Source organism: Halomonas fontilapidosi, assembly GCF_014192285.1.
Taxonomy (GTDB): Bacteria; Pseudomonadota; Gammaproteobacteria; order Pseudomonadales; family Halomonadaceae; genus Halomonas; species Halomonas fontilapidosi.
Window position 1 is genome coordinate 79,766 of sequence record NZ_JACHXQ010000002.1, and the last position, 24,187, is coordinate 103,952.

25 protein-coding genes are annotated in these 24,187 nt (G+C 65.7%); 4 read left to right on the top strand and 21 right to left on the bottom strand.

What is annotated here, in order from left to right:
- The first annotated feature begins 465 nt into the window (after positions 1 to 465).
- The 4 genes from FHR95_RS03970 (at position 466) to FHR95_RS03985 (ending at position 4,208) form a co-directional block, all read left to right on the top strand.
- Complete coding sequence (locus FHR95_RS03970) at positions 466 to 1,005, top strand: FxsA family protein (protein WP_183313452.1); 540 nt, start codon at positions 466 to 468, stop codon at positions 1,003 to 1,005.
- A gap of 210 nt (positions 1,006 to 1,215) precedes the next feature.
- The gene (locus tag FHR95_RS03975; protein WP_040187202.1) at positions 1,216 to 1,509 is read left to right on the top strand and encodes a co-chaperone GroES; all 294 of its coding nucleotides are present in this window, start codon (positions 1,216 to 1,218) and stop codon (positions 1,507 to 1,509) included.
- A 65-nt stretch (positions 1,510 to 1,574) separates the two neighbouring features.
- Positions 1,575 to 3,218, top strand: a complete 1,644-nt coding sequence (groL, locus tag FHR95_RS03980; protein ID WP_040187203.1) for a chaperonin GroEL — start codon at positions 1,575 to 1,577, stop codon at positions 3,216 to 3,218.
- 255 nt (positions 3,219 to 3,473) lie between these two features.
- Positions 3,474 to 4,208 carry an RNA methyltransferase gene (locus tag FHR95_RS03985; RefSeq protein WP_183313453.1) on the top strand — a complete coding sequence of 245 codons (735 nt, stop codon included), beginning with the start codon at positions 3,474 to 3,476 and terminating at the stop codon, positions 4,206 to 4,208.
- A gap of 74 nt (positions 4,209 to 4,282) precedes the next feature.
- On the opposite strand, the gene FHR95_RS03990 is transcribed toward FHR95_RS03985, so the two are convergent.
- The 21 genes from FHR95_RS03990 to FHR95_RS04090 form a co-directional block, all read right to left on the bottom strand.
- Positions 4,283 to 5,632, bottom strand: coding sequence for a Na+/H+ antiporter family protein (locus FHR95_RS03990; RefSeq protein ID WP_183313454.1), 1,350 nt, complete (start codon positions 5,630 to 5,632; stop codon positions 4,283 to 4,285).
- A gap of 287 nt (positions 5,633 to 5,919) precedes the next feature.
- Positions 5,920 to 6,564: a PASTA domain-containing protein gene (locus FHR95_RS03995; protein WP_183313455.1), complete on the bottom strand. Its 645-nt coding sequence runs from the start codon at positions 6,562 to 6,564 to the stop codon at positions 5,920 to 5,922.
- Positions 6,557 to 7,702 (bottom strand): PASTA domain-containing protein, encoded by a 1,146-nt coding sequence (locus tag FHR95_RS04000; protein WP_183313456.1) that lies wholly within the window; start codon positions 7,700 to 7,702, stop codon positions 6,557 to 6,559. The genes FHR95_RS03995 and FHR95_RS04000 overlap by 8 nt, the downstream gene beginning before the upstream one ends.
- The gene (locus FHR95_RS04005; RefSeq protein ID WP_183313457.1) at positions 7,699 to 8,346 is read right to left on the bottom strand and encodes a hypothetical protein; all 648 of its coding nucleotides are present in this window, start codon (positions 8,344 to 8,346) and stop codon (positions 7,699 to 7,701) included. The genes FHR95_RS04000 and FHR95_RS04005 overlap by 4 nt, the downstream gene beginning before the upstream one ends.
- The gene (locus FHR95_RS04010; protein ID WP_183313458.1) at positions 8,343 to 9,074 is read right to left on the bottom strand and encodes a hypothetical protein; all 732 of its coding nucleotides are present in this window, start codon (positions 9,072 to 9,074) and stop codon (positions 8,343 to 8,345) included. The genes FHR95_RS04005 and FHR95_RS04010 overlap by 4 nt, the downstream gene beginning before the upstream one ends.
- A 4-nt stretch (positions 9,075 to 9,078) precedes the next feature.
- Positions 9,079 to 9,621, bottom strand: a complete 543-nt coding sequence (locus tag FHR95_RS04015; protein ID WP_183313459.1) for a hypothetical protein — start codon at positions 9,619 to 9,621, stop codon at positions 9,079 to 9,081.
- A complete protein-coding gene (locus tag FHR95_RS04020; protein ID WP_183313460.1) occupies positions 9,621 to 10,520 on the bottom strand; it encodes a hypothetical protein in 900 nt (299 codons plus the stop codon). Before FHR95_RS04020 ends, FHR95_RS04015 begins: the two co-directional genes overlap by 1 nt.
- A 36-nt stretch (positions 10,521 to 10,556) precedes the next feature.
- On the bottom strand, positions 10,557 to 11,030 hold the full coding sequence (locus FHR95_RS04025; RefSeq protein WP_183313461.1) for a hypothetical protein: 474 nt from the start codon (positions 11,028 to 11,030) through the stop codon (positions 10,557 to 10,559).
- Positions 11,027 to 12,763, bottom strand: coding sequence for an OmpA family protein (locus FHR95_RS04030; RefSeq protein ID WP_183313462.1), 1,737 nt, complete (start codon positions 12,761 to 12,763; stop codon positions 11,027 to 11,029). The genes FHR95_RS04025 and FHR95_RS04030 overlap by 4 nt, the downstream gene beginning before the upstream one ends.
- 1 nt (position 12,764) lies before the next feature.
- Positions 12,765 to 13,349 carry a hypothetical protein gene (locus FHR95_RS04035; protein ID WP_183313463.1) on the bottom strand — a complete coding sequence of 195 codons (585 nt, stop codon included), beginning with the start codon at positions 13,347 to 13,349 and terminating at the stop codon, positions 12,765 to 12,767.
- A complete protein-coding gene (locus FHR95_RS04040) occupies positions 13,346 to 14,443 on the bottom strand; it encodes a hypothetical protein (protein ID WP_183313464.1) in 1,098 nt (365 codons plus the stop codon). The genes FHR95_RS04035 and FHR95_RS04040 overlap by 4 nt, the downstream gene beginning before the upstream one ends.
- Positions 14,444 to 14,613: 170 nt before the next feature.
- On the bottom strand, positions 14,614 to 15,630 hold the full coding sequence (locus tag FHR95_RS04045; protein ID WP_246378371.1) for an Lnb N-terminal periplasmic domain-containing protein: 1,017 nt from the start codon (positions 15,628 to 15,630) through the stop codon (positions 14,614 to 14,616).
- 82 nt (positions 15,631 to 15,712) lie between these two features.
- A complete protein-coding gene (locus FHR95_RS04050) occupies positions 15,713 to 16,681 on the bottom strand; it encodes a branched-chain amino acid transaminase (RefSeq protein WP_183313465.1) in 969 nt (322 codons plus the stop codon).
- A 43-nt stretch (positions 16,682 to 16,724) separates the two neighbouring features.
- Positions 16,725 to 17,870, bottom strand: a complete 1,146-nt coding sequence (locus FHR95_RS04055) for a class II histone deacetylase (protein WP_183313466.1) — start codon at positions 17,868 to 17,870, stop codon at positions 16,725 to 16,727.
- Positions 17,867 to 18,808 carry a bifunctional Delta(1)-pyrroline-2-carboxylate/Delta(1)-piperideine-2-carboxylate reductase gene (gene lhpI, locus FHR95_RS04060; protein WP_183313467.1) on the bottom strand — a complete coding sequence of 314 codons (942 nt, stop codon included), beginning with the start codon at positions 18,806 to 18,808 and terminating at the stop codon, positions 17,867 to 17,869. Before lhpI ends, FHR95_RS04055 begins: the two co-directional genes overlap by 4 nt.
- Position 18,809: 1 nt before the next feature.
- A complete protein-coding gene (locus FHR95_RS04065; RefSeq protein WP_106231538.1) occupies positions 18,810 to 19,166 on the bottom strand; it encodes a RidA family protein in 357 nt (118 codons plus the stop codon).
- A 26-nt stretch (positions 19,167 to 19,192) separates the two neighbouring features.
- Positions 19,193 to 20,227, bottom strand: a complete 1,035-nt coding sequence (locus FHR95_RS04070; protein WP_183313468.1) for a histone deacetylase family protein — start codon at positions 20,225 to 20,227, stop codon at positions 19,193 to 19,195.
- Between the two features lie 11 nt (positions 20,228 to 20,238).
- Positions 20,239 to 21,516, bottom strand: coding sequence for a TRAP transporter large permease (locus FHR95_RS04075; RefSeq protein WP_040187224.1), 1,278 nt, complete (start codon positions 21,514 to 21,516; stop codon positions 20,239 to 20,241).
- Positions 21,513 to 22,058, bottom strand: coding sequence for a TRAP transporter small permease (locus tag FHR95_RS04080; protein WP_040187225.1), 546 nt, complete (start codon positions 22,056 to 22,058; stop codon positions 21,513 to 21,515). Before FHR95_RS04080 ends, FHR95_RS04075 begins: the two co-directional genes overlap by 4 nt.
- Before the next feature lie 70 nt (positions 22,059 to 22,128).
- Positions 22,129 to 23,202, bottom strand: coding sequence for a TRAP transporter substrate-binding protein DctP (dctP, locus tag FHR95_RS04085; protein WP_183313469.1), 1,074 nt, complete (start codon positions 23,200 to 23,202; stop codon positions 22,129 to 22,131).
- Between the two features lie 83 nt (positions 23,203 to 23,285).
- A complete protein-coding gene (locus FHR95_RS04090; RefSeq protein WP_183313470.1) occupies positions 23,286 to 24,131 on the bottom strand; it encodes an AraC family transcriptional regulator in 846 nt (281 codons plus the stop codon).
- Positions 24,132 to 24,187 lie beyond the last annotated feature (56 nt).

The window sequence follows — 24,187 nt, forward strand, 5'->3', positions numbered from 1 at the left end:
CGTCTCCCCTCGGGAATGTCGATAACCGGCTCCTGCGTTGCCGCAGCGATCAGAACCTTCGGCGTTTTACCTTGCGCCCGGGCGGCGTACCGCAGCATGATCCTGACCTTCCAGAGCCCGCCGCTGAGGAAGCACGGCGGGGTGGGTCTTGACGACCTGTTACCAACGTAGCGGGTTGGCTACCGCTTTCCCTGGTCAGCCGGGCTTGCTTTCACAAGCCTCTCCCTTCAGGGAGAGGTAGCTGACGGGCACTTCTCCGGGAATGGGAAATTGCACTGACAGCGCGCTTATCGAGCGGCTGCCGACAACGGCAACCGGTATCAGCACTGCATGGCTATGATGCACTGCATCATTACCATAGCGAATCATGGAAAGAGATTCCATGACCCTGGCGTGACACCCTGTCGGCTTGAATTTGCCTGCGACGCCCCCATCACCAGCCGAACTGTCATACGCGGAGTCATCATGCCTTTTCTCGTCGCCTTCACGCTGTTCGCGCTACTCGACTTCGTCATCCTCTTCTCGGTTGGCAGCGAAATCGGGTTACTGAGCACCCTGCTGCTGGTGCTGGCCACCGGATTCATCGGCCTGCACCTGATTCGCCGTGAGGGCGTAGCGACCTTTGCCCGTGCCCAGGAGCGCATGGCCCAGGGCGAAGTTCCCTCAGGCGAATTACTGACCGGCGCGGCCCTGATCTTCGGTGGCGCCCTGCTGATGGCGCCGGGTTTTGTCTCCGACACGCTGGGCTTCATGTGTCTGATCCCGAATGCTCGACGCCTGCTGGGTAGGCTGCTTGGCTGGGTGGGCATTCGAATGAAGGGCCTGCACCTGCACGCCGAGACGTATCGGCCCCGCCGGGGCACCGATGCCGACTGGCAGCAGGCCGGTCCGAAGCGTCGCCACGATGGCTCGCAAGACGCTGGTGGGCCGAACCAGCAGGCCCACGGGGAACACCAGGAGGAGCCCCTGGAGGGCGAGTTCATCTCGCGTGACGACTCACGCTGAGCGCGACGTAAAAAATTTTCGCGCAGGGCCTTGAAAGCCCAATGCTGAGCCCCACTTATCCGACAGCATCAGGATTCGGCACGGGGACACCCCCGGGCCAACGACAAGGAAGGCGATTTCCGCCTCCACCCCGCAGCAGGACTGCGGGTTGATGATGAAAACCGCCCGGGCCCTGCCCTGGCACTGCAAACCATCAGGAGAACGTGAGCAATGAACATCCGTCCCTTGCACGATCGCGTCGTGATCCGTCGCGTTGAAGAAGAACAGAAGACCGCTGGCGGCATCGTGCTTCCGGGAAACGCCCAGGAAAAGCCTACGCGCGGTGAAGTCCTGGCCGTCGGTAACGGCCGGATTCTCGACAGCGGCGACGTCCGTCCCCTCGACGTCAAGGTCGGCGACACCGTGATCTTTAAAGAGGGCTTCGGCGTCGAGAAGCAAAAGATCGACGGCGAGGAAGTGCTGATCATGAGCGAGTCCGACATCCTGGCCGTCGTCGAAGGCTGATTCCGGATACACGACCCGCAACTGCTCGATACTGACGTTCACGAACTCACAGGAAGCAAACGAAAATGGCAGCAAAACAAGTCAAGTTCTCCGATGATTCCCGCAAGCGTATGGCGCGCGGCGTCGATGTCCTGGCCAATGCCGTAAAGGTCACCCTGGGGCCGAAAGGCCGCAACGTGGTGCTGGAAAAGTCCTTCGGTGCCCCCACCGTGACCAAGGACGGCGTCTCCGTGGCCAAGGAGATCGAGCTCAAGGACAAGTTTGAGAACATGGGCGCCCAGATGGTCAAGGAAGTCGCTTCCAAAACCTCTGACGTTGCCGGTGACGGCACCACCACCGCGACCGTGCTGGCCCAGACCATCGTCACCGAAGGCATGAAGGCCGTGACGGCGGGCATGAACCCGATGGACCTCAAGCGCGGCATCGACCAGGCGGTGACCGCCGCCGTCGAGGGCGTCCAGGAACTGTCCGTGCCATGCACTGACTCCAAGGCGATCGCCCAGGTCGGCACTATCTCCGCCAACGGCGACAAGCGCATCGGTGAGATCATCGCCGACGCCATGGAGAAGGTCGGCAAGGAAGGCGTGATCACCGTCGACGAGGGTCGCGGCTTCGAGGACGAGCTGGATGTCGTGGAAGGCATGCAGTTCGACCGTGGCTACCTGTCGCCCTACTTCGTCACCAACCAGGACACCATGGCGGTCGAGCTCGAAGACCCCTACATCCTGCTGGTCGACAAGAAGATCTCCAACATCCGCGAGCTGCTGCCGACGCTGGAAGCTGTCGCCAAGGCCGGCAAGCCGCTGGTGATCATCGCCGAGGACATCGAAGGCGAGGCCCTGGCGACGCTGGTGGTCAACACCATGCGTGGCATCGTCAAGGTCGCGGCTGCCAAGGCACCGGGCTTCGGTGACCGCCGCAAGGCCATGCTGCAGGACATCGCCATCCTCACCGGTGGCACCGTGATCTCCGAGGAAGTCGGCCTGACCCTCGAGCAGGCGACCCTGGACCACCTGGGCACCGCCAAGCGCGTGACCATGTCCAAGGAGAACACCACCATCATCGACGGCGCCGGCCAGGACGGCGACATCGAGGCACGCGTCGGTCAGATCCGCGCCCAGATCGAGGAGACGTCCTCCGACTACGATCGCGAGAAGCTCCAGGAGCGCGTTGCCAAGCTCGCCGGCGGCGTGGCCGTCATCCGTGTCGGTGCCGCCACCGAGATCGAGATGAAGGAGAAGAAGGCGCGCGTCGAGGATGCCTTGCACTCCACCCGCGCCGCCGTCGAGGAAGGCGTGGTGCCCGGGGGCGGTACTGCCCTGGTGCGCGTGCTGACCAAGCTGACGGGCCTCAAGGGTGAAAACGAGGACCAGAGCCACGGCATCGCCCTGGCGCTGCGCGCCATGGAAGCCCCGCTGCGTCAGATCGTCACCAACGCCGGTCAGGAAGCCTCGGTCATCCTCAACAAGGTGAAGGAAGGCGAAGGCAACTACGGCTACAACGCCCAGACCGGCGAGTTCGGCGACATGTTCGAGATGGGCGTGCTGGACCCGGCCAAGGTGACCCGTTCAGCCCTGCAGTCCGCTGGCTCCGTCGCCGGCCTCATGATCACCACCGAGTGCATGATCGCCGACGACCCGGACGAGAAGGAAGCCGCGCCGGACATGAGCGGTATGGGTGGCATGGGTGGTATGGGCGGCATGATGTAATCAGCCCCCTGCCCCAGGCCCTGCCCTTCCAGGCAAGGCCCGAGACGAACCCCGCCGGGAGACCGGCGGGGTTTTTTACGTCACGGGCGAGGGGCGAGGGGCGAGGGGCGCGGTTCAAGTAGCAAGCAAAAAGTAGAAAGTCGCAAGGAAGCATCGCCGCTTGGCGGCTTGGCGGCTTGGCGGCTTGGCGGCTTGGCGGCTTGGCGATGTAAGATACCCACCCTCCGCTCATTACCTGACACCAGTCGCCCGCCCATGCTATCTAACATCCGCATCGTCCTCGTACAGACCTACCACCCCGGCAATATCGGCGCCTCGGCGCGGGCCATGAAGACCATGGGCCTGACCGACCTGGTGCTGGTCAACCCCCGGCAGTTCCCCGACTCCGAGGCCTCGCGACTGGCTGCGGGCGCCGAAGATCTGGTGGAAAATGCCCGGATAGTCGGCTCACTCGAGGAAGCCGTATCGGACTGCGTCCAGGTGGTAGGGGCCAGCGCCCGGCTGCGCAGCCTGCCACTGCCCCACTTCGACGAGCCGGACGAGATGGCTCGGGAACTGATGGAGCAGGCCAGCCACGACCCGGTCGCGCTGGTGTTCGGCCGCGAGCGCTTCGGCCTGACCAACGATGAGATCCGCTGCTGCAGCCACCAGGTGAGCATCCCCGCCAATCCCGACTACGGCATTCTCAACCTCTCCCAGGCGGTGCAGGTGCTCGCTCATGAGCTCTTCACCGCCTGGCGGCGCCGCCCCGACAGCGGCTACCTGCCCCCTCGGCCGTCGCAGGAGCGCCAGCCGACGCGCGAGCAGCTCGGGCACTTCCACGACCACCTGCGCCGAGTGATGCGTCACAGCGGGTTCATCACCCAGCCTCATGCCCGCACCGAGGACCAACTCGAGGCCCTGTTCGCCCGGGCCCAGCCTTCCCGACGCGAGCTCTCGCTGCTGCGCGGCCTGCTGGCCTCCCTGGAAAACCACCTGCCCGACGCGTGACGGACAGAAACGACGACGGCGGCCTTGGGCCGCCGTCGTCGTTTTCGCAGAAGACACAATCGCAGAAAGCCCGATCAGAGGGTCATCGCCGCCAGCCAGCCGAACGCGATCAGCGGGATATTGTAGTGCAGGAAGGTCGGCACCACGCTGTCCCAGATATGGTCGTGCTGACGGTCGACATTGAGCCCTGAGGTCGGCCCCAGGGTAGAGTCCGAGGCCGGCGAGCCGGCATCGCCCAGCGCCGCGGCGGTGCCCACCAGGGCTACCGTCGCCAGCGGCGAGAAGCCGAACTGCACCGCCAGAGGCACGAAGATCGCCGCGATGATCGGAATGGTGGAGAACGACGAGCCAATACCCAGCGTGATGAACAGACCCACCAGCAGCATCAGCAGCGCAGCAAGGCCGCGGTTGTCGCCGATCACCTCGACGCTGGAGGCCACCAGGGTCTCGATCTGTCCGGTGGCATTCATCACCGCGGCAAAACCCGAGGCGGAGATCATGATGAAGCCGATCAGCGCCATCATGCGCATACCGCTGGTGAAGAGGTCGTCAGCTTCCCGCCACTTGAAGATGCCGCCCAGGGAGAGCAGTGCAAAGCCCACCAGACCGCCCAATACCATGGAGCCGGTATACAGCTGAATGCCCAGCGCCGCGATGATCGCCGCCAGCGACATCGTCAGCCCCAGCGCATGCGGCGCCTGGCTTTCCGGCTGATGATGGGGAACGTTGCTGGTGGCCACGTCCAGTGCCTCGTAGTCACGCGGCGCGCGATAGCTGAGGAAGAGCGCCACCACCAGGCCCAGCGCCATGCCGGCCACCGGCACGCCCATGGCCAGGGGCACCATGCCGCGACTGATCTCAAGGCCCAGCGCCTCGCCGGCCTGATTGATGTTGGCCAGCAGAATGTCATTGAGAAATATCGCCCCGAACCCCACCGGCAACAGCATGTAGGGGGCGGTCAAGCCGAAGGTCAGGGCGCAGGCCACGGCCCGGCGATCCAGGCGCAGCTGGTTCATTACCTTGAGCAGCGGCGGAATGAGGATCGGGATGAAGGCGATATGCACCGGTATCAGGTTCTGGGAAGACACCGCCACCAGCAGCACCGCGCCGAGCAGCAGATATTTCACGGTGGCCTGACGACTCGGCGGCGCCTCCTGGCCGAGCAGCCGAATCAGCCGGTGCGCCAGCAGGTCCGGTAGCCCGGCGCGCGAGATCGCCACGGCAAACGCCCCCAGGGTCGCGTAGGCCAGCGCCACCTTGGCACCCCCGCCCACGCCGTCGTTGAAGGCCGCCAGGGTCGCCTCGATGGATAGCCCGCCGACCAGCCCCCCGACCAGCGCACCGACCACCAGCGCAAAGACCACCGAGACCCGTGCCAGCGACAGGCCCACCATCACCAGCACCGCAATGATTACTGCATTCATGACAGCTTCCCGAAAAAGGAGTTGGATTGAGACGAAACGGCGCAGGATTCTACCAGAAGGCAACCCCGCCTGCCGGCGCGCGTCGTCTCGGCAGTCATTCAGCGGTCATCCGGCCTTCACGCCGCTGTCACGAGAAGCAGTGAAAGTAGAGAAGACAGGCAAGGGACACTGCCGTGAACGTCGCCAGGGAAGCGAGGGGGCGGGACGCCCCCTAGGGAGACAGGCATCGGGATGATGTCCAGGGAGGAGCAAGATACCGCCACGACGCCCGCGTCGTGGCGTTTTTGTCAGCTATCGGGCACCGACTCGAGGGTGACCGTGACGCTATCACCACGCCGCAGCACCTCGCCGGGCGACGGAACCTGCGTCAACACCTTTCCCGCGGGGGCGCCAGACGGATCCACCTCCATCTCGAGACGGAACTCGGCGAGCAGCTCCTGCGCGGTATCACGTTGCATGGAGATCAGCCGAGGGACCGCCACGATCGGCAACTCTTCGACCTCCGGGGGAGGCGGCACCGGGACAATACGGAAGCGCAGCGTTGCCCCGACGGTGGCCTGGTAACCGAAGCGATTCTGATACCCCGCATCCACGGGGGCCGCATAGAGGGCGATGCGCGACGCGCCCGCCCGCCCCAGGGAGGAACCAGCCGGCCGGGTCGCCTGCCCTTTCCCGGAGACCGAACCGGAGAGCGAGAGCGCCACCTTCACTTCCCCCTCGGTCTCGGGGAGGGTATAGAAGGTCGGCTGCCAGCCGCTTCGGCGCAGCAGTGCCATCGCCTCATCGCTGTCCCGATACAGCGCTTCCAGCTGAGCCAGCGCCTGCTCGTCCAGGGCGCGTTGCGCCTGTGCCACCCCCTGCCCCACCGAGGCGATGATCTGGCCGAGTGGCGCGGCCGTCGTGTCGTTGATCAAGCGCTTGATATCACTCATGGCCTGCCTCCTCCGTCTCGGATCCCACGGCGACCACGACCCCGACTCGCCCGTTGGCCTGTGACAGCGCTGCACCGGGTGCAGGTCGCTGCTCGACGATGGCACCGGAGGGATGACGCCGGCTATGCCGCTCGATCACGTCCAACCGAAGCCCCGCGGCCAGGGCCTGACGTCGGGCCGACTCGAGGGTCTGGCCGATCAGGTCGGGCACCTCGGCAGACGCTGGCGCGCCGCTCTGGCGTGGTGGATTGAGCCGCAGCACCAGCTCGGAGACGTTGTCCGACAGCACCTCCCTGGCCTCCGCACTGTCGAGTGGGTGGAAATTCTTGCCCCCTTCCATGACCAGACCGCGAATGCGCAACTCGGCAGACGCCAGTTCCATCCCCGGCTCGGCTCGTGCCAAGTCCAGGGCACCGGAAATGGTCGAGGTCAGCCGCTCCATGGGCGGAGATGTCGAGACCGTCTTGCGCAGCTGGTCGAGCTGACGACTCAGGCGCGCACCTTGCGCCTCACTCTTATGCAACGCCTGGTCGAGCTCCTGGATGCGCGCTTGTCGCAGGTCGACCTGGACCTGCAGCTGCTCGCGCTTGGCGGTCTCGGCGCTGAGCATCTCCATGACCACCGCGGTCTTGCGCGTCTCCAGCATGCCCGGGGTCATGCCGCCGACTTCCGGCCTGGTCGACTCGATCGTCGTGCCGACACCCGGCCGAGGGCTGTCGGGCGACAGGGAAGGGACCTGTGTGTCCAGCATCAGGTCCGCCATATTGAGGTTCATTCCGGCGAGCCGTTCAGGACGACGGCGCGAGACGGATGGCGCCGATACGCCGGCGCCCGGCAACATCATCACCTCCCCGAACGAAACGTTCAGTATGCTACGCGCCATGTGGTAGCTGCCCTGCTGTGACAGGACTTCCGCCGGGTCGGTGTCCGCCTTGACCAGTCGCAGCACCGGAGCGAGCTTGCTCTCCCCCTGCAGCCCGGTTCCGATGGCAAGGCGACCCTCGTCGTTGGTCGTGGACCTGTTCAGCCCCTGCCATCCCCTTCCGAGCTCATACACCTGGAGTTCCACCACCTGATGGGCGGCGGGCTTTCGGGCGGCGTCCAGCAGGCTGGCGGTCACGCGAAGCTTGATGGTCATGAAAGATCTCCCGGCAGCAGCACCCGACCGATCGCCCCTCGCGACTCCACCTGCACGACCACCTGCTTGCCTCGCAGCGAGGCGAGATCGATGACCAGATGGGCGCTGCCGTCCTCACGAGTGGTCAGCCGCTGCGATGACAGCAGCGACAGGCGCTGCTGGGCCGAGGGCCGATAGCCGAGCAGCTGCTCGGTCATCTCGACATCCACCTGCAGGGAGACGGGGACGCCTCCCTGTTGCTCGCCGGCCATGCTGGATACCTGGATATCCAGCCGCTCACGCTTGGCGCGCCCCTCCACGGCGGACACGTCCAGATCCAGCAGCGTCTCCGGGCGCCCACCATGGCTCGGCACCGTGGCCAGCCGACCGGAGATCGACGAGCTGATGCGCGTTTCCCGGCCAGTCTCCTGGTGGTCTCGGCGGGCCTTAGGGAGCAGTCTCAGCCTGGTCGGCTGATTCGCCTCGGCCTCCTCGTGAAACTCCACCTCGAAGGCGAAATCGAGATAGGGAATCTCGTAACCATGCCCGGCATCACCAGTGCGCGCCGCCTCCGACAGCGTGCCCTGGGCATCCTGCAGGGCATCTGCAAGCCCCACTAACATGTCGCGGACCGCATCGGCCGCAATCTGGCCTCCCTGGCTCATGACTCGTCCTCCTGCGCTTGTCGTTGCTGGCGCGCCCGGGTGAGGCGACGATCATCGGCTTGCTGTTCGCGCCGCTGCCATCGCTTGCGCGAAAGCGCCACTTCCCGGGCACGTTCGGCCCGCTCATCCAGGTCGCCGCAGCCCCCCTCCACCACCGAGAGCAGCCGTTCACGCCGCGTCTCATAGGCGCGCGTGGGGGTGGTCATGCTCGGCAACGGCGACTCGAGGGCCTCCCGACCGCGACGCTCCCACGACTCGAGAGGCCCCGTGATGCGACGCGCGCCGGCATCGAGCGCGTCCGTGTCGATCCACGATCGGCTCTGCTCGCGCAACCCGGTTCGTGACGGAGGATCGCCCAACAATCGCTGGCCAGTTCGCAGCGGCAGCGACGGGGCGTCGTCGGCGGGCTCGAACGATCTCGCCGGGGCCTGCGTGAGCTCGCGCAGCGGCGAGCGATCGCTCAGGGCATCACGCCGCGACGCCCAATCGGCATCGGCCCGGCGACGCTGTGAGAGAGGGGTGACGGGAAAGCGGGCATCGGCGTTCCCGTTGGGCTCGGTCCCGCCGGAGGCGAGCCGCTGCATCCTGGCCTCGAGCTCGGCGCGCTCCCGCTGAAGGGCCACCAGTGAAGCCGGCAAGGGTGTTGATGCGGCCTCCGACGCCAGGTCGTCCGAGGTCGGATCTGATGCCGCCTCGTCCTGAAGGGAAGCCCAGCTGTTTCGCGGCATGGGGCTACTCCGGTTCCGACTCGGTGGACAGCATGGCGCGGATGCGCTCCTCGAGGATGGCCGGCGCGGGCACAGTCACCAGTTTGGTGCGCATGAGCGAGCTCCCTTCGGCAGAATACTGATACTTGCTCGAGAAGCTGGCCGAGACGGTGGAGACCTTCATCTTGGCGCTCGCCGACAGAAAGCCTACTTTCCCGCTCACCGAGGCGTTGACCGTGGTGCTGCTGCGCTTGCTCTCGCTCACGGTGGCCATGGAGATCGACATCTTGACCTCGATGAGCGTATCCACGAACTGGTAGAAGGTCGGCGTGAAACCCAGCTCCAGCAGCGAGTAGCCGTCCGGGCTGTCATCGCCGATCTTGACCAGGTTGGGACGCGCGCTGGAGGCCGTGCCTTCCTCCTCGTCCTCAGGCGCGTAGCCAGCCATCAGTCGAGCGATCTTCAACGAGGTGAGGTCGAGCTCGTACTGCGCCTCGGCGATCCCCACCCCCATCGACTTGACCATCTCCGGGAAGGGGACGTTGAGCAGATCCTGTCCTACGGCCATCACGGACCTCCTTCGCCGTCATCAGCGTCAGGGTAGAGGGCTTCCATGCGCCGCCGCCGGGCCTCTTCCTCGACTTCCATGTAGCCACGGATACGCTCGGTGAGCACGGCGGGCGGGGGCACGGGCACCATCTTGGTCCGCAGCAGGCTCGCGCCCTCGGCGCTGTAGCTGTATTTCTGGGAATAGGTAGCATCCACCTGGGTGGTCTGCACGGAAGTATTGCTGCGATAGGACTTCGATCGCTTAACCCCCGGCGGCCAGGTCAACCCGACCCGGGTGCTGCGGCCGGAACTGCGCTGTCGGTCGCTGGTGGCGTTCGAGGTAGTGCGCTCGTAGGCCCGCTCACGGGTCATGCGGATGGCGATCTTGACCTCGATGATGGTGTCGACGAACTGATAGAAAGTGGGCGTGAAGCCGAGCTCCATCATCGACAGGCGCGTCGGTACCCGTATCACCTTTTCGGCCAGCCTCTCCCCTCCTACCTGGGTGTCCAGCGCGTTGGAGATATCGGCGTTCGCTGAGGTATCGCGGCTGAAGTTTCTGAGCGGTTGCACGGCGCTTGCGCTGCTGCCCTCGGCCTTGGCCATCTCCTCGATGATCTCGAGGACGACCTCCTTGAGCCGAATCGAGTCCTCGTCCAGCGCCCCGGTGAGGGAATCGTCGAAGATGGCGTAGTAGAGCGCCTGCTCGACGGTCATGTACTCATAACCAAAGAAGACGCGACTGTCGTCGAAGGTCTGGTTGCCTCGGCTATCGATCACCGACTGCAGACCGCCCATCATCTCGGCGGTGCGCATCGAGCTCTGATCGAGCTGATACTGGCTATCCGCGATGGCGAAGGCCATGTCGCGGATCATATCCCCCATGGGAACGTCGAGAAGGTCCTGTCCAATGCTCATGGTCGTTCTCCTTTATTGTTGACCGGTGCGGCCAGCTCACTCGCTGTCGGCGTCGGCATTGCGCTGCTGGCGCAGGAGCGCCATGAACTGCTCGGGCGGGGGCAGCGACACCAGCCGGGCCGCGATGGATGACATGCCGGAGGCCTCCATGGCGTACTTCCTGGCGTAGCTGACCGAGACGGTGGCGGCCGCCATGTAGACCCCGGTGTTGACGCCGCCGGTCACAGAGGCACCGATCGAGGTATCGGTCGACTCGCTCACGGTGAAGCTGAGCCGCGCCTCGACAGTCGCCTCGGTGTAGGCGTAGAAGCTCGGCGTGAAGCCCAGCGCCAGCAGGTTGTAGGTCTCTCCGCCGACCTCGACTTCCGTCTCCCCCATCACCTTGGCCATCTCCACGGCATTGCGATCAAGGGCGAACTGCCCCTCGGCGATGGCCATGCCGAGACGTTCGACGATCTGCGGAAGCGGCGCCGTGACCAGGGCACGGGTCGTCTGGGTCCCGGCACTCATGAGCGACGCTCCCGCTGCAGGGCGTGAATCGCCTCGACGAAAAGTTCAGGCGCCGGCACGGAGGCCAACCGGGCGGAGATCTGGCTGTTGCCGGTCACCGCCATGTTGAACTGCCGAGACTCCCGCTTGTCCACGCTGATGCCGATCGCCACGGCGGTGCTCGAGCCCTCGCGACTCTCGACCTGGCGTGACCGCGAGCGAGAGAACTGCTGGGTTACGGTGAGCCCCTCGCTGCCCGTCAGCTCGAGCTGTTCGCTGGTGGCGCTGAACAGCTTGACCTCATAGGTATCGCTGGCGCGCATCACCTCGACGACATGACCCAGCTGGTTGGCGCGCAATGAGCCGGTGGCATTAAGGGCTGCCGCCAGGTGGTGCGCATAGGCCTCGGCGGCATTGTCCGCATGCCCCGCCACGGCCGCGCCGTTGAGCCCGAACGCCTGCCCCTCGACGGTGACGGAGAACGCCGACAGGTCGGGCGAGGTCGGTTGCCACAGGAACACGAATCCGTTGCCGTCGCCTCCGTCCTGCCGGTCGGGCGCGACCCCGTCCAGCACGGCACTGCCCCCGCTGCGCAGCGAAAGCCAGTAGTAGTCGCGTTCAGGGGTCATGATCCAGGTGATCCGCCAGTCCTGATTCGGCGTGCCGTCATCATCGTTGGCGCGCGCCGCTCGCTGCTCGCCCTGGCTGTCCACCAGATCGATCTGGCTTTCGCGGACGCCGTTGGCGATGAGGAACTGCTTGACGAAACGTCCCCGCTCGCGGCCCAGCTCGAGATTCTTGGTGGCGGATCCCTGCCGATCGGTCATGCCTTCGAGTCGAATTTGAGTGCCCATGTCAGCAAAGCTGCGCGCGAGTACGGTCAGCGCACGCCGATCTTCCTCGCTGCGAAACTCCGCCTTGCCGGTGTCGAAGTAGACGCCGAAGCTAGGCTCTCCCGCCTCATAAGGTGGGTGAAGTTTCGTGGTGAAACCACCGGCCGCGTCGACCTGGCTCTTGACGTGCTCGGCATAGGCCTCGAGGCCCGCCTGGGCACTGGTCGAAACCGTCGTACCGCTATTCAGTACATAGTCGGTGTCGGCATTGTCGCGGATGGCGATCAGGCCGTTGGCCGTGGCGGTGAAGGTGAAAGCCACCGAGCGGGAGGTCGTCATGACCTGGTGGCCGGGGGCATCGCTGGAAATGGCCAGGGTGTTCGCCGGTGGCGAATAGACCATCGCCTCGACCCCCTGCCCGCCGACCAGCTGATCGCGCAGGCTGCCGAGACGGACGCGCGGCGCCTGGCCGGAGGGCACGACCTGGGTTCCGTTTACCGAGAGCGTACCGGTCGCATCGGCGCGATACTCGAGCCGAGCCTGACGTGTCTCGACCCGCGTACCGCTCTCACTCTCCGATTGGGAGGCCGACGCCGAGGCGCTCTGCTGGCGAGTATCGCCCAGGCTGGCGTTGGCAGAGAAACCAAACTCGTCGCGCTTGCCCACCTCGAGGCGCAGCTGCAGGGACACCGAGACATCGGCATGCTGATAGTGGTAGAAGGCGGGCATCAAGCCCAGTTCCAGCAGCGAGCGCTCACCCAGGGAGTCTTGAACCTCGGTAAAGGCCTGCATCTGGCGCACCGAGTTGTCGTCCAGTTCCTTCTGCGCCTTGGCGATGCCCAGCCCGAGTTCCTTGATGAACTCGGCCACGCTGGCATCCGCCAGCACCTCGCCAGGCGTCATGCCGTCGTAGTTGGCCATGTCATGTCACCTCCTGTCGGGAGAGGTCGGGCGGCAAGGTTGCCCTGCGCGCCAGATCGGGCCGCACCCTGGCGCGGCGAACGGTGTAGTAGCCGTGGCGAGACAGCGCCTCGGAGAGCGTCTGGGCGGTGATGGTCAGCGCTCGCCGCCGCCAGGCCTGGAGTTCGGCGGCCAGCGCAAGCCGGTCGGGACGGGCGATGGCCACCGCCTGTTCCAGATGATGGTCGGCCTCGTCCTCACGCCCGAGGAACAGCAGCAGGACGGCGCGGCGCAGCGTCAGGGTGGCGTAATCGCGCCGCTGCAGAGGGGAAGGCGTTCCACGCCGCTCGAGTTCCTCGCAGGCGGCAATAGTGAGCGCCAGCGCATCGCCATGCCGGCCCTGGCGCTCAAGGCTCTCGAGGATGCAATCGGTATAGTGGCGAGCGAAGGGCGTCGGCGCCGCCATCTCACCGGCCAGTCGCAGTGACGTCCGATAGAGCTCCAAGGCACGCGCGTGGTCGCCGGCCAGCGCCGCAAGCTTGCCTTTCTCCGCGATGGCCAGGTGCTGAAGGTGCGGCGACCCACGCTCGAGCTTCGTTGCTGTCATGTCTTGTCTCCGGGGGTAGGAGCCGCATCGACGAAGCGGGTCCGAGCGCCGGCCGCGGCCAGCTCATGGGCCAGCATCCTGGCTTCCAGGTCCGACAGGTCGGCCACGATGAGAGAGGGGATCCGCACCGTCTCCTCCAACCCGAAACGGGCCAGCACGGCGTTCAGCCGAGCCGTATCTCGGGCGGCCAGCAGCTCGATGCCCGCACGCCCGAAGCCGCTCGGCTCGCTGTCAACCGACAGCCCCAGCGCGTGTGCCTCATCGAGACATTGTCGTGCGTAAGCCTCGTCGCGGGCCTCGGCCAGGGCAAGAGGAGGATGGGCAAGCACGCGGGGCGCCACGTGAGGCGGAATGCCGAAGCACTCCTCGAGCCAGGCCAACACGCCTTTGGAGGGCGACGCCTGAGCGGTCAGGACAAGATCCCAGCGCATGAGCGCGCGATTCACCAGCCGCATACCGCCCTCCCGCCCGAGAGAGGACCAGAGCGACCGCGCCTCGGCGTAAGACAGACCGAGCGGATGCCATCCCGGACGGAGCGTCTGCTCCTTCTCGCGCAGACGCGCCTTAAGCCAGGCCGGCACGCTGGCATTCGGGGCGAGATACAGATCGAAAGGCCCCGCGTCGCTGGGGGCCCGGGTGACCTGAGCGCCCTCGCCGAGCCGTCGTGAAAGACTCTCCACCGCCGCCGCTCCGACACCACCCAGCACCACGCCCGGCGGCGTTGCCAGCAGTCCAAAGGCGCGCTGGGCCGAGACCCCGAGAAAGTCGGCGAGTGACTCGGTTACGGCGGCGATGCGCGCAACATCCTGGACCTGAACGGCCACGTCGAGGGAAGTTTCGACCGGCGCCGCCTCTCCGTCGGGGGCCACGCGAGATTCCAGGCCCAGCGATGCCAGCAGACGGTCGAGAGCCGTGGCGGTATCGGCGTCGAGGTCATCGACAAGGACGCTCGGGGCTCGGAAGATGGCTTCGGCCACCTCGGCAACGGGTCTGGCGAGACCGTCGGCAACGGCGCGCAGCGCGGAAGGCGACACGTCACCGGGCGAGGTGACGACCACCTGGTGACGTGCGTGAGGCAAGGCCGAGCGTGGCATCACCGTGCTCCTTCCACGCGGACAACGTGGTAATGGGGGAAGGACGCCTCGGAAATCGCATGACCCTGACGGTCATCGGCGAGACGGGGCGCCGAATCAGCTAATCATGCTTTGAAGCTAAGCTGAGGGAATCAGATCCGTCAAACTCAAATGGGCGGAGCGATCATGCCCTACTGTTCAGATTCTTCAGACCACCCTGGCACGCCCCGCCGAATACGGAGCGAGAAGTCGTGGGCGTCATGGGCCTGCCGTGCGCGCCGGGTAATATCGCCGAGGCGGCGCAGTTCGCTCAGGGAGTAGCCGGGCACCAGCCCGCCACGGTCATGAATGTAGCCGGGCAGCAGGCCGCTGAGCAGCAGGCGGTGGTCAAGCGGGAGCCCCTCGATGATCTGGCGCATCATGGCGAACACCAGGGTCGTGCAGTTGGCGGTGATGGTGTGATAGAAGCGGGGCTCGCGCTCCAGATCATTGGCCGCCCCCACCAGGGCCAGCAGCAGCTCGCGCCGCGCGTCGGGCGAAAGCGTGACATGGTAGAGGGTGACGCGCTCGCCGCGCACGTTGCTGCGCAGTCGCAACACATCGCGTTCGTCGGCGGCGATGATCGCCAACTCGTACTGCTTGAAGAAGCCAGCGATCTCCGAGAAGCGCTCGTGGCGCTCACGACGCACTTCGACCGAAAAGGCCACGAAGTCGTCATCGGCCGGCCCTTCACCGGAAAAGCCGAAGGAAACCAGCACGTGAGCGATGCCCGGCCGCCCCCAACTCGACACGAACAGGTCGACCGATTGCAGGCGGTGCAGGTCATAGACACGCCGCTCCCAGCCCCCGCGGGCCTCGGTCGGTGTCTGCCAGTCGAAGTGACGCACCCGGTGCAGGATCAACCGCTGCCCCTCGACGTCCCCCGTTGCCAGGTGGGCGACATCCTCGGCCCACGCCAGGTCTTTCGCCGGCCTCAGTCGCCGCCACCAGGCCAACAGCGCAGTCGTCTGCACCGCCATGCCGGCAAGCGGCCCCAGCCGCGCGCCCTGCCAGGCCAGCCACAACCATACACTCCCCGCCAGCAGCCAGAGACCCGCCATCAGCCACCGCCCGGGCCGCAGTAGTGACAGGCGATGGCCCAGGGCCAGCGCGCCCCAGAGAGTGGCGAGCAGCAGCACCAGGCGCAAAAGACCATCCAGCAGCGCCATGACCATCATCGTCCTCGCACGCAAAATAGCGCGAGACTACCACCGCCGGCCGTGCCGGATGTCAAGCCGGGGAAGCGATGGCTCAGACGCCAGTCAGCCAGCCGGCGAACCCCTCCAGGTCATCATCGAGATCACCGCGGGTTACCTGCTTGTAGAGCCGTTGCAGCCGGGCGGTCAGTGACGCCTCGGCGATAGGCTGACCGGGCGGAGGCGCACCGGCCCGGGCGCCGATGTGCCGGCCATCGAGCTCGCGTAACGGCAGCAACTCGGCGGCGGTCCCGGTAACGAAGGCTTCGTCGGCGGTATAGAGCTCGTCGCGGGTAATACGCCGTTCCTGCACCTCGATGTTCAGCACCTCGCGGGCCAGGCGGATCACGCTGTCGCGGGTGATGCCCTGCAGGCAGGACGTCACTTCCGGGGTATGCAGCACGCCATCGCGCAACAGGAAGACATTGGCCGCCGAGGCCTCGGCGACATAGCCCTCCGGGTCGAGCATGATCGTTTCGTCGAAGCCCGCCTTCACCGCCGTGTTGAGCGCCAGTATCGAGTTGACGTAGTTGCCGTTGGTCTTGGCCCGGCAAAGGCTGATGTTGACGTGATGGCGCGCCCAGGAGGAGGTCAACGCGCGAAGACCGATGGCGGCAGCCTCGGGCGACACATAGTCACCCAGATCCCAGGCAGCGATCATCACATGGACGGTCAGCCCTTTCGCTCTGAGTCCCAGCCCCTCGGCGCCGAGGTAGACCGTCGGCTTGAGGTAGGCGTTGGTCAGTCCGTTGCGCGTCAGGCATTGGCGCTGGGCCTGAATCAAGGTTTCGTCATCAAAAGATAACGGTATATCAAGGGCGTGGGCGCTATCCAGCAGCCGCCGCGTGTGCTCCGCCACCCGGAAGAGGTGCGTGCCCTGCGGACCGTTATAGGCGCGCACGCCCTCGAAGCAGCCCATGCCGTAGTGCAGGCTATGGGTCAGCATATGGGTGTGGGCGTCACGCCACGGCAACCATTCGCCGTCGTGCCAGATCCAGCCGTCGCGATCATAGAGCGGTGTCATGGGCATGCGTTCCTGTCATGAAAAGAGTCATCGAAAACGCGGATCAGAGCCTTCCGGCCGCGGCCCAGGCCGCGCGCCAGCCGTCGATCAACGCGCGCTGATGGGGTTGCAGGGCCTGGTAGGCCCAGGCGGCAATCTCATCGTTCTGGGGGTCGGGCACCGCAATCTCGCTGTCAGCAAGTGTCTGGATCACCGCATGACCGCATAGCGGCACATAGCCTTCCGAGTAACCGCCCTCGTGAATCATCACCAGCCGACCCTGAGAGACGCGCTCAGCCAGCTCCCGAAGTTGGCGGGTCATGCCTGCGAAGGCTGCGCTATTGAGCAGCATCTTGCCCAGCGGATCCTTGCCGCAGGCGTCGTAACCACAGGCCACCACAATCAGCTCGGGCGCGAAGGCCTCGAGCGCCGGCAGCACCAGCTCGGACATGGCGTATTCGTAGGCCCCTAGCCCACAACCGGGGGGCAGCGGCAAGTTGAGGCAGGCGCCCTCGCCGGCCCCCTCTCCCTGCTCCTCGAATGTCCCGGTGTCCAACGGGAAGTTGCCCGCCTGGTGGACAGAGACCGTGAACACGTCGGGATCCGCATAGAAGGCCGCCTGCTGGCCGTTGCCGTGGTGCACGTCCCAGTCGAGAATCGCCACGCGCCCCACCTGGCCCAAGGCATGCGCCCGCATGACGGCTACCGGAATGTTGCCCAACAGGCAGAAGCCGCGCCCGAGATCCGCCTCGGCGTGGTGCCCGGGGGGACGACAGAGCGCGTAGGCCGTCGCCAGCTCACCGCTGGCCACCGCCTCCACCGCGGCAATGGCCAGGCCCGCCGACTGGCGAGCCGCGGCCAGGCTACCCGGGGTATAGGGGGCGCAGTCGCCTCCGTCCCCCCCGCGGGCACGATCGCCCGCTTCCAGCGCCTCCAGATAGCGCGCCGTGTGAAAGCGCTCGAGATCCCTGCGACTGGCCGGGGGGGGCTTGACCACTGAAAGCGCGTCGATCAGGCCGGAGACCTCGAGCAGATTCTTCAACCGCCGCTTGCTCTCGGGACTCTCCGAGGCCGACTGCGGCTGAAGGAACTCGCCGGGCGCGGAAAAGACCCCGATGGCGCCTGGATCGTGCCAGAAGCAGCGCTCGTGCCAGAAGAACCCTGCGGCCGCCGGACCGCCGGCCGGCGTTGCGTTTCGATCCGCCGTCATTCGCGACCCTCCTGGCACTCCCAGACCTCGATGGCCGCGGCGAGGTCCTCAAGCGAAGCGCCCACCGACTTGAACAGCGTGATGGCCTCGGACGACGAACGCCCCGGCTGCTCGTCGCGCATCAGTTCAGCGAGCTCGCCACGTATATCGTCGAAGGCGAAGCTTCCCTCGTCGACGGCCTGCAGGATATCCCCCGCCTCACCCCGGGCCCCGGCATAGGTGTCGACGAACACCTCGCTGCGGGCCAGACAGCGGGCATCGCTCTCGCGCATGGTCGGCCGGAAGGCACCGACCAGGTCCAGATGGGTACCGGGCGCAAGCCAGTCACCCAGGATCAGCGGCGCGGTGGAGAGCGTCACGCAGCTGACGATATCCGCCTCGCCGGTCGCCGCCTCGAGGTCAGTAACCGCGGCGCTATCGAAGCGGTCGGCATAGTCAGCGGCCAGCCGCTCGGCTTTCTCCGTGTTGCGCCCCCACACCCTTACCCGCGTGATAGGGCGCACCGAGGCGTGTGCCTCGATCACCATGGGCGCCAGCTTGCCGGTGCCCACCACCAGCAGCGTCGAGGCATCCTCTCGGGCCAGCTCCCGCGCCGCCAGCGCCGAGGCCGCCGCAGTTCGCCGGCGCGTCAGCTCGCTGCCGTCGATGCAGGCCAGAGGACGCCCATGGTCGCCCTCGCTGAGCAGGTAGACGCCGGCAATGGCCGGCAGCCCGTGGTCGGCGTTCTGCGGAAAGACATTGACCATCTTGACGCCGATATAGCCGGCCCGCTCCCAGGCCGGCATCAGCAGCATGGTGGCCTCGCCATCGGGGCGATGCATGGCGTGATGGTGACGTGGCGGCGACTCCACGCCCTCACGGAAGGTCGTGGCCAGCCGTTCGACCAGCGCCGGCCAGGCCAGCGAGGCCGACACCTCCTCGGCGGTGATGATGCGCATCTCAGGCCTCCGGCAGCGCCGCGGTGACCATGATCTCCACCTTCCACTCGGGCTTGGCGAGCTTGGCTTCGACGGCGGCGCGCACCGGCGGGCGCCCCGGCACCACCCAGCCATCCCAGGCAGCGTTCATCTGGTCGAACTCGGCCATGCTGGTGACCCAGATCTGGGCGGCCACCAGATGCTCCTTGGAGGTGCCGGCCTTGGCCAGCAAATCGTCGATGCGAGACAGCACCTGCTCGGTCTGGCCGCGCATGTCGGCGGAGGGGTCGGTCGGCACCTGGCCGGCCAGATAGACGGTGCCGTTGTGCACAGTGATCTGGCTCATGCGGGCGTTGCTGTCGTGATAGGTGACGGTCATGGCGTGGTCTCTCGTCGGAAGGGCAGTCAGGCTGCGGTATAGCCGCCCAGGAAGGCGGCAAGATTATTGCCCAGGTGCTCGGTGGGGTAGCCCCCCTCCTGCACCAGCACCGTGGGCAGTGCCAGGGCGGCGAGGCGCCGCCCCAGGGCAGTAAAGTCGTCGGTTTCCAGGGCCAGGCCGGCCAGCGGGTCATCCTTGTGGGCATCGAGCCCCAGGGCCACCACCAGCGCCTGAGGACGAAAAGCGTCCAGGGCCTCGATCAGGCGATCCAGGGTCGCCAGAAAGGTAGCGCCGTCGCTGCCCAGGGGCAGCGGCAGGTTGACGTTGGCCCCCTGCCCTTCGCCCTCGCCGTGCTCATCGGCTCCGCCCCAGAAGAAGGGATAGAAGTCGGCGGGATCGGCGTGCAGCGAACCGGTCCAGACATCCCCTCGGTCATAGAAGATATCCTGGGTGCCGTTGCCATGGTGGAGGTCCACATCAAGGATCGCCACACGCTCATAGCTTTCACGTAGCACCGTGGCGGCCAGCGCCGAGTTGTTGAGGAAGCAAAATCCCCCGGCTCTCTCGGGACCGGCATGATGGCCCGGCGGTCGACAAAGGGCATAGGCCGCGGGCTCGCCTATCAGCACGGCATCAGCAGCGGCCTCGGCACTGGCGGCGCTGGCCAGAATGCCGGAGAAGCTATCGGCGGTCATCGGGCAGGCCATGTCATGCATGTGCCAGCCCACCAACCCCACCGGATGCCGGGGATAGTGGTGGCCACCACCGCAGGGATGGACGTTGGGCGCCACGATCTCCGCGGCGTCCGGCAGCTCGCACCAGCGGGCATGGATCGTTTCGAGAAAATCGAGATAGCGCGGGGCATGAATCCTGGCCAGGCGGTCTCTTAACCGCCCACTATCGACCTCGGTGGGAGGCGTCATGGCAAGGCCCATGGAGGCCAGCCCGCGGGTCAGCAGCTCGGCCCGCACCGGCCCCTCGGGCGAGTCCACCGGGCGGCCTCGCAGCAGGAAGGTCGGCGGCGCATGGCGCTCCTGGTCGGGGTGGTAGAAGAGCTTCATGAGAGGGTTCCTTAGCCCAGCAAGGAGGGGATCCAGGTGGAGAGCGACGGAAAGGTGACCAGCAGCAGGATCACCACGATAAAGGCTACATAGAACGGCAGCGAGGCGATGATCGCGCGTTCGAAGGGCACGTTGGCGATCCTCGCTGCCGTCATCAGCGTCATCCCCACCGGCGGTGTGACATTGGAGATATTGAGCACCACGATCATCAGGATGGCGAAGTGAAGCGGGTCCACCCCCAGCTGGATCATTGCCGGCACCAGCACCGGTGCCACCACCACCAGCGCCGGCAACACGTCCATCACCGTGCCGACCAGGATCAGCAGGGCACAGACCAGCAGCAGCTGCAGGAAGGTCGAGTCGCTGAAGGTGGTGATCAGGCCCGCCGCATCCCGGGCGATGCCGGAGCGGGTGACGAACCAGCCGAGCACCGCCGAGGTCGCCAGCAGGAAGAACACCACCCCCGAGAAGCGCACCGTCACCACCAGCGCGTGCCAGATCTTGCGCCAGGTGAGCGTGCGGTAGAAGACGACCCCGATGGCGATGGCATAGACGGCGGCAAAGCCCGAGGCTTCGGTGATGGTGGTCATGCCCGAGAGGATGCCGCCGAGGATGATCAGCGGCACGATCATCGCCGGCAGGGCCACCAGGAAGGCCACGGCCGCCACCTTGAACGGGGTGGGCGCCTGCTTGGGATAGCCCCGCTTCCAGGCCAGGAAGAAACTTACCGCCAGCAGCGCCACGGCCATCAGCAGGCCCGGAATGATGCCCCCGGCGAAGAGATCGATCACCGAGATGTCACGCAGCAGGGTGGCATAGACCACCATCACCACGCTGGGCGGGATAATCGGTCCAATGATCGACGAGCAGGCAGTGATCGCCGCCGCATACTCGGCGTCATAGCCTTGCTTCTTCATTTCGGGAATCATGATCTTGCCGATCGCCACGGTGTCGGTGATCGCCGCCCCGGTCAGCCCGGCGAAGAACACCGACACCGAGACGTTGACGTGGGATAGCGCCCCGCGCACCCGCCCGAACAGGGCATTGTTGAAGGCGATAAGTTTCTGGGTCAGGCCGCCCTGATTCATCAGTTCGGCGGTAAAGATAAAGTAGGGCACGGCAATCAGCAGAAACCCCGAGACGCCGGAGAACATACGGTCGGCGATGATGCCGAGCATGCGCTCGCCACCCATGGCGAAACCGCCGGCCAGTCCCGACATGGCCATTACCACGGCCACCGGCGCACCAATCAGCAACAGTACGACAAAAGCAATGATCGCGGGCGTCATGAGCGCTCCTCCCTATCGGCGGCGTCGATGAGTTCCTCGATCGCGGTCTCGTCATCGATGAAGTGTTCCAGCAGGTCAAAGCCCTGCACCAGGTGCAGCAGGATGATGACCCCGCTGATCGGCACCACAATGGCGGTGTATTTGGCGGAAATCTGGATCTGGTCGGAAACCATGTAGACCTGGGAAGCGCCCTGGAAGAAGATCCAGCCGTACCAGACCAGCATCAGGCCAAACAGCCCGATGACGGCAAGACAGAGCCCCGCGGCCACCTTGAGGAGCATCCGCGGCAGGCTGCGCACCAGCAGTGTCATGGCCACGTGCTCGCCATAGCGCAACGATATGGTCATGGAGAGAAAGCCGATCCAGGGCAGGAAGAGCCGCGCCAGGGAGTAGGTCCAGCTCAGAGTACTGCCCGTGGCCAGCTTGTAGAGAAAGGCCGTGAAGGAGATGCCCAGCATGATCAGCACGCAGGCCACACACATCACGATTGCCACCTGATTGACCACATCACTCAGGCGGCGCAGGGACTGAAGTCGATCCATCGGTCACCTCGAGGCAGCGCTGACCGGCCGGCCCTGCCGGCCGGTCAAGGGGTCGGATCAGGGTCGAGCATCAGGGGCCATAGACGGCCATGTCAGATTCCTTGACCTGCTCGCCGACCCTGGCGACCTCCGCGAGGAAGGCATCGACCTTCTCGGCCTCGATGCCGAAATCGTTGACGATCCAGTCCCTCCATGCCGGGGTGGCAATCTCCGCCATGCGCGCCCGCTCCTCGGGAGGCATGATGTAGCACTCCTCGAAGCGCTCGCAGGACTGCTGCCAACTGGCCGTGGCCAGTGCGCCGGACATGCCATGACCAATGGCAACGGCCTCACGGGCAGAGGTCACGATGGCCTCCTGATGCGCCTCGCTGAGGCTCTGGAACCACTCCTCGCTGACCAGCCAGGCGGCGCTGTTGTAAACGTGGCCGGTAAGCGTGGTGTAGTCCGTCACCTCATCGAAGTTATAGGTGACGTTGAGGACGGGCGCGTTGAACTGACCGTCGGCCAAGCCCGTCTCCAGCGCGGTGATGACCTCACCCCAGGGCAGCGGCGTCGCTGAGGCGCCCAGCGACTTCATGATAGCGACGTGGCCGGGGTTTTCCTCGGTGCGGATATTGAGCCCCTCGAGGTCCTCCACGGTCTTGATCAAGCGCTTGTTGTTGGTGAAGGCGACGAAGCCGCCGCCGTCATCGAAAGTACCGAGATAGCGCATGTTGGCTTCTTCGATGGTCCCCGACATGAAGTCGGCAAACCACTCACTGTCGAAGAAGGTCCAGGCCTGACGCCAGTTGTCGAAGATGAAGGGCGCGGTCATCAGCTGATAGTCGTCATAGAAGGACGACATGGCCCCGGTGGTGATGATCGTGGACTGCAGGGTACGGCCGCCCTGAACCTCGGAGGCGGTCTCGACTTCGGAACCCAGCTGACTGTTGCCGAAGATCGACACGGTGATCTCGCCATCTGTCCGAGTCTCGACCAGGTTCTTGAAGTGCACCAGCGCCGGGTAGACCTCGTTATTGCTCATGTTCTCCGGAAGGATGGTGGAGATAGCCATTTCCATGGATTGGGCCTGCACCTGGGTGCTGGCGATGGCCAGCGGCAGCGCGGCCAGGGCCAGGGCGCCGGGGAGAGTCTTCGCTTTCATGGTCAACCTCGTATCGTCTTGTCGTTGTCGTGACCCTGTCTCACCCTCCTGCGGAAGGGCACAATGAGACAGCTGTTTTCAGATTAGGTCGACTCGGCAGCCTTCGCTTGCCCGACACTACGGTGCTCTTGCCCGAGGCTCGCCAATGTCTGGTCCGCACGGCGTGCCATCGAGGGTGAAACCTCGAAGCAGCGGCGGTAGGCGCGCGAGAAACTGCCCTGATCACGAAAGCCCACCAGCGAGGCGATATGCCCGAGACTTAAGCCGCTGTGGGTCACCAGCGTACGGGCGTGATCCAGTCGACGTCGCTGAACATAGGCAAGCGGGGTCATGCCGGTCAGCTCACGAAAACAGGCATGGAAATGTCCCGCACTCAGCGCGCAGAGCGCCGCCAGCTGCTCGACCCGGATCTCGTCGGCGAGGTGGTGATCAATCCAGGCATCCAATCGGGTCAGATCGAGGCGTTCGCTGAACCCCGGACCGGGCGCCACCCCCGTATCCTCCGAAAGGGGCTGGGACTCGAGGTGCAAATAAAGGGCCCGCAGCAGCAGCGCGGCGATCTCGCTATGCAATGCCGGGCAGCACTCGAGCTGGTGCATCAGGCTGGCCGCCAGGCGATTGAGCCGCGGCGGCACGCTGAAGAAGCGCGGCCTTTCGAAAAGGCGCTCGATGGCCTCGCCATCGCGCAGCGCCGGCAGGCTGGTAGCAGGAATATCGAGCACGAAGGTTCTGTTGCGACCATCGCCCCGGTAGTCGTGGTGTCGGCCACAAGGGATCAAACAGCCGCGACTGCCGGTGATGCGATCACCGCGTCCTTCGATGGAGAGTTCGGTCGCGCCACAGGTGGCGAGGATCAGCTGGTGGTGGTCATGGGCATGGGCCACATGGGTCTGGCCCAGGTTGTCGGCGCGAAGGTCGAGCAGGGGCATCGGGGATTGCCCTCCAATCACCATGTAAGACCCCAACGTGGCGTGAGGCATGGGTG

Coding starts and splice junctions, on each gene's coding strand:
- FHR95_RS03970 (WP_183313452.1), top strand. CDS start 466: ATGCCTTTTCTCGTCGCCTTCACGCTGTTCGCGCTACTCGACTTCGTC.
- FHR95_RS03975 (WP_040187202.1), top strand. CDS start 1,216: ATGAACATCCGTCCCTTGCACGATCGCGTCGTGATCCGTCGCGTTGAA.
- groL (WP_040187203.1), top strand. CDS start 1,575: ATGGCAGCAAAACAAGTCAAGTTCTCCGATGATTCCCGCAAGCGTATG.
- FHR95_RS03985 (WP_183313453.1), top strand. CDS start 3,474: ATGCTATCTAACATCCGCATCGTCCTCGTACAGACCTACCACCCCGGC.
- FHR95_RS03990 (WP_183313454.1), bottom strand. CDS start 5,632: ATGAATGCAGTAATCATTGCGGTGCTGGTGATGGTGGGCCTGTCGCTG.
- FHR95_RS03995 (WP_183313455.1), bottom strand. CDS start 6,564: ATGAGTGATATCAAGCGCTTGATCAACGACACGACGGCCGCGCCACTC.
- FHR95_RS04000 (WP_183313456.1), bottom strand. CDS start 7,702: ATGACCATCAAGCTTCGCGTGACCGCCAGCCTGCTGGACGCCGCCCGA.
- FHR95_RS04005 (WP_183313457.1), bottom strand. CDS start 8,346: ATGAGCCAGGGAGGCCAGATTGCGGCCGATGCGGTCCGCGACATGTTA.
- FHR95_RS04010 (WP_183313458.1), bottom strand. CDS start 9,074: ATGCCGCGAAACAGCTGGGCTTCCCTTCAGGACGAGGCGGCATCAGAT.
- FHR95_RS04015 (WP_183313459.1), bottom strand. CDS start 9,621: ATGGCCGTAGGACAGGATCTGCTCAACGTCCCCTTCCCGGAGATGGTC.
- FHR95_RS04020 (WP_183313460.1), bottom strand. CDS start 10,520: ATGAGCATTGGACAGGACCTTCTCGACGTTCCCATGGGGGATATGATC.
- FHR95_RS04025 (WP_183313461.1), bottom strand. CDS start 11,030: ATGAGTGCCGGGACCCAGACGACCCGTGCCCTGGTCACGGCGCCGCTT.
- FHR95_RS04030 (WP_183313462.1), bottom strand. CDS start 12,763: ATGGCCAACTACGACGGCATGACGCCTGGCGAGGTGCTGGCGGATGCC.
- FHR95_RS04035 (WP_183313463.1), bottom strand. CDS start 13,349: ATGACAGCAACGAAGCTCGAGCGTGGGTCGCCGCACCTTCAGCACCTG.
- FHR95_RS04040 (WP_183313464.1), bottom strand. CDS start 14,443: ATGCCACGCTCGGCCTTGCCTCACGCACGTCACCAGGTGGTCGTCACC.
- FHR95_RS04045 (WP_246378371.1), bottom strand. CDS start 15,630: ATGGCGCTGCTGGATGGTCTTTTGCGCCTGGTGCTGCTGCTCGCCACT.
- FHR95_RS04050 (WP_183313465.1), bottom strand. CDS start 16,681: ATGACACCGCTCTATGATCGCGACGGCTGGATCTGGCACGACGGCGAA.
- FHR95_RS04055 (WP_183313466.1), bottom strand. CDS start 17,870: ATGACGGCGGATCGAAACGCAACGCCGGCCGGCGGTCCGGCGGCCGCA.
- lhpI (WP_183313467.1), bottom strand. CDS start 18,808: ATGCGCATCATCACCGCCGAGGAGGTGTCGGCCTCGCTGGCCTGGCCG.
- FHR95_RS04065 (WP_106231538.1), bottom strand. CDS start 19,166: ATGACCGTCACCTATCACGACAGCAACGCCCGCATGAGCCAGATCACT.
- FHR95_RS04070 (WP_183313468.1), bottom strand. CDS start 20,227: ATGAAGCTCTTCTACCACCCCGACCAGGAGCGCCATGCGCCGCCGACC.
- FHR95_RS04075 (WP_040187224.1), bottom strand. CDS start 21,516: ATGACGCCCGCGATCATTGCTTTTGTCGTACTGTTGCTGATTGGTGCG.
- FHR95_RS04080 (WP_040187225.1), bottom strand. CDS start 22,058: ATGGATCGACTTCAGTCCCTGCGCCGCCTGAGTGATGTGGTCAATCAG.
- dctP (WP_183313469.1), bottom strand. CDS start 23,202: ATGAAAGCGAAGACTCTCCCCGGCGCCCTGGCCCTGGCCGCGCTGCCG.
- FHR95_RS04090 (WP_183313470.1), bottom strand. CDS start 24,131: ATGCCCCTGCTCGACCTTCGCGCCGACAACCTGGGCCAGACCCATGTG.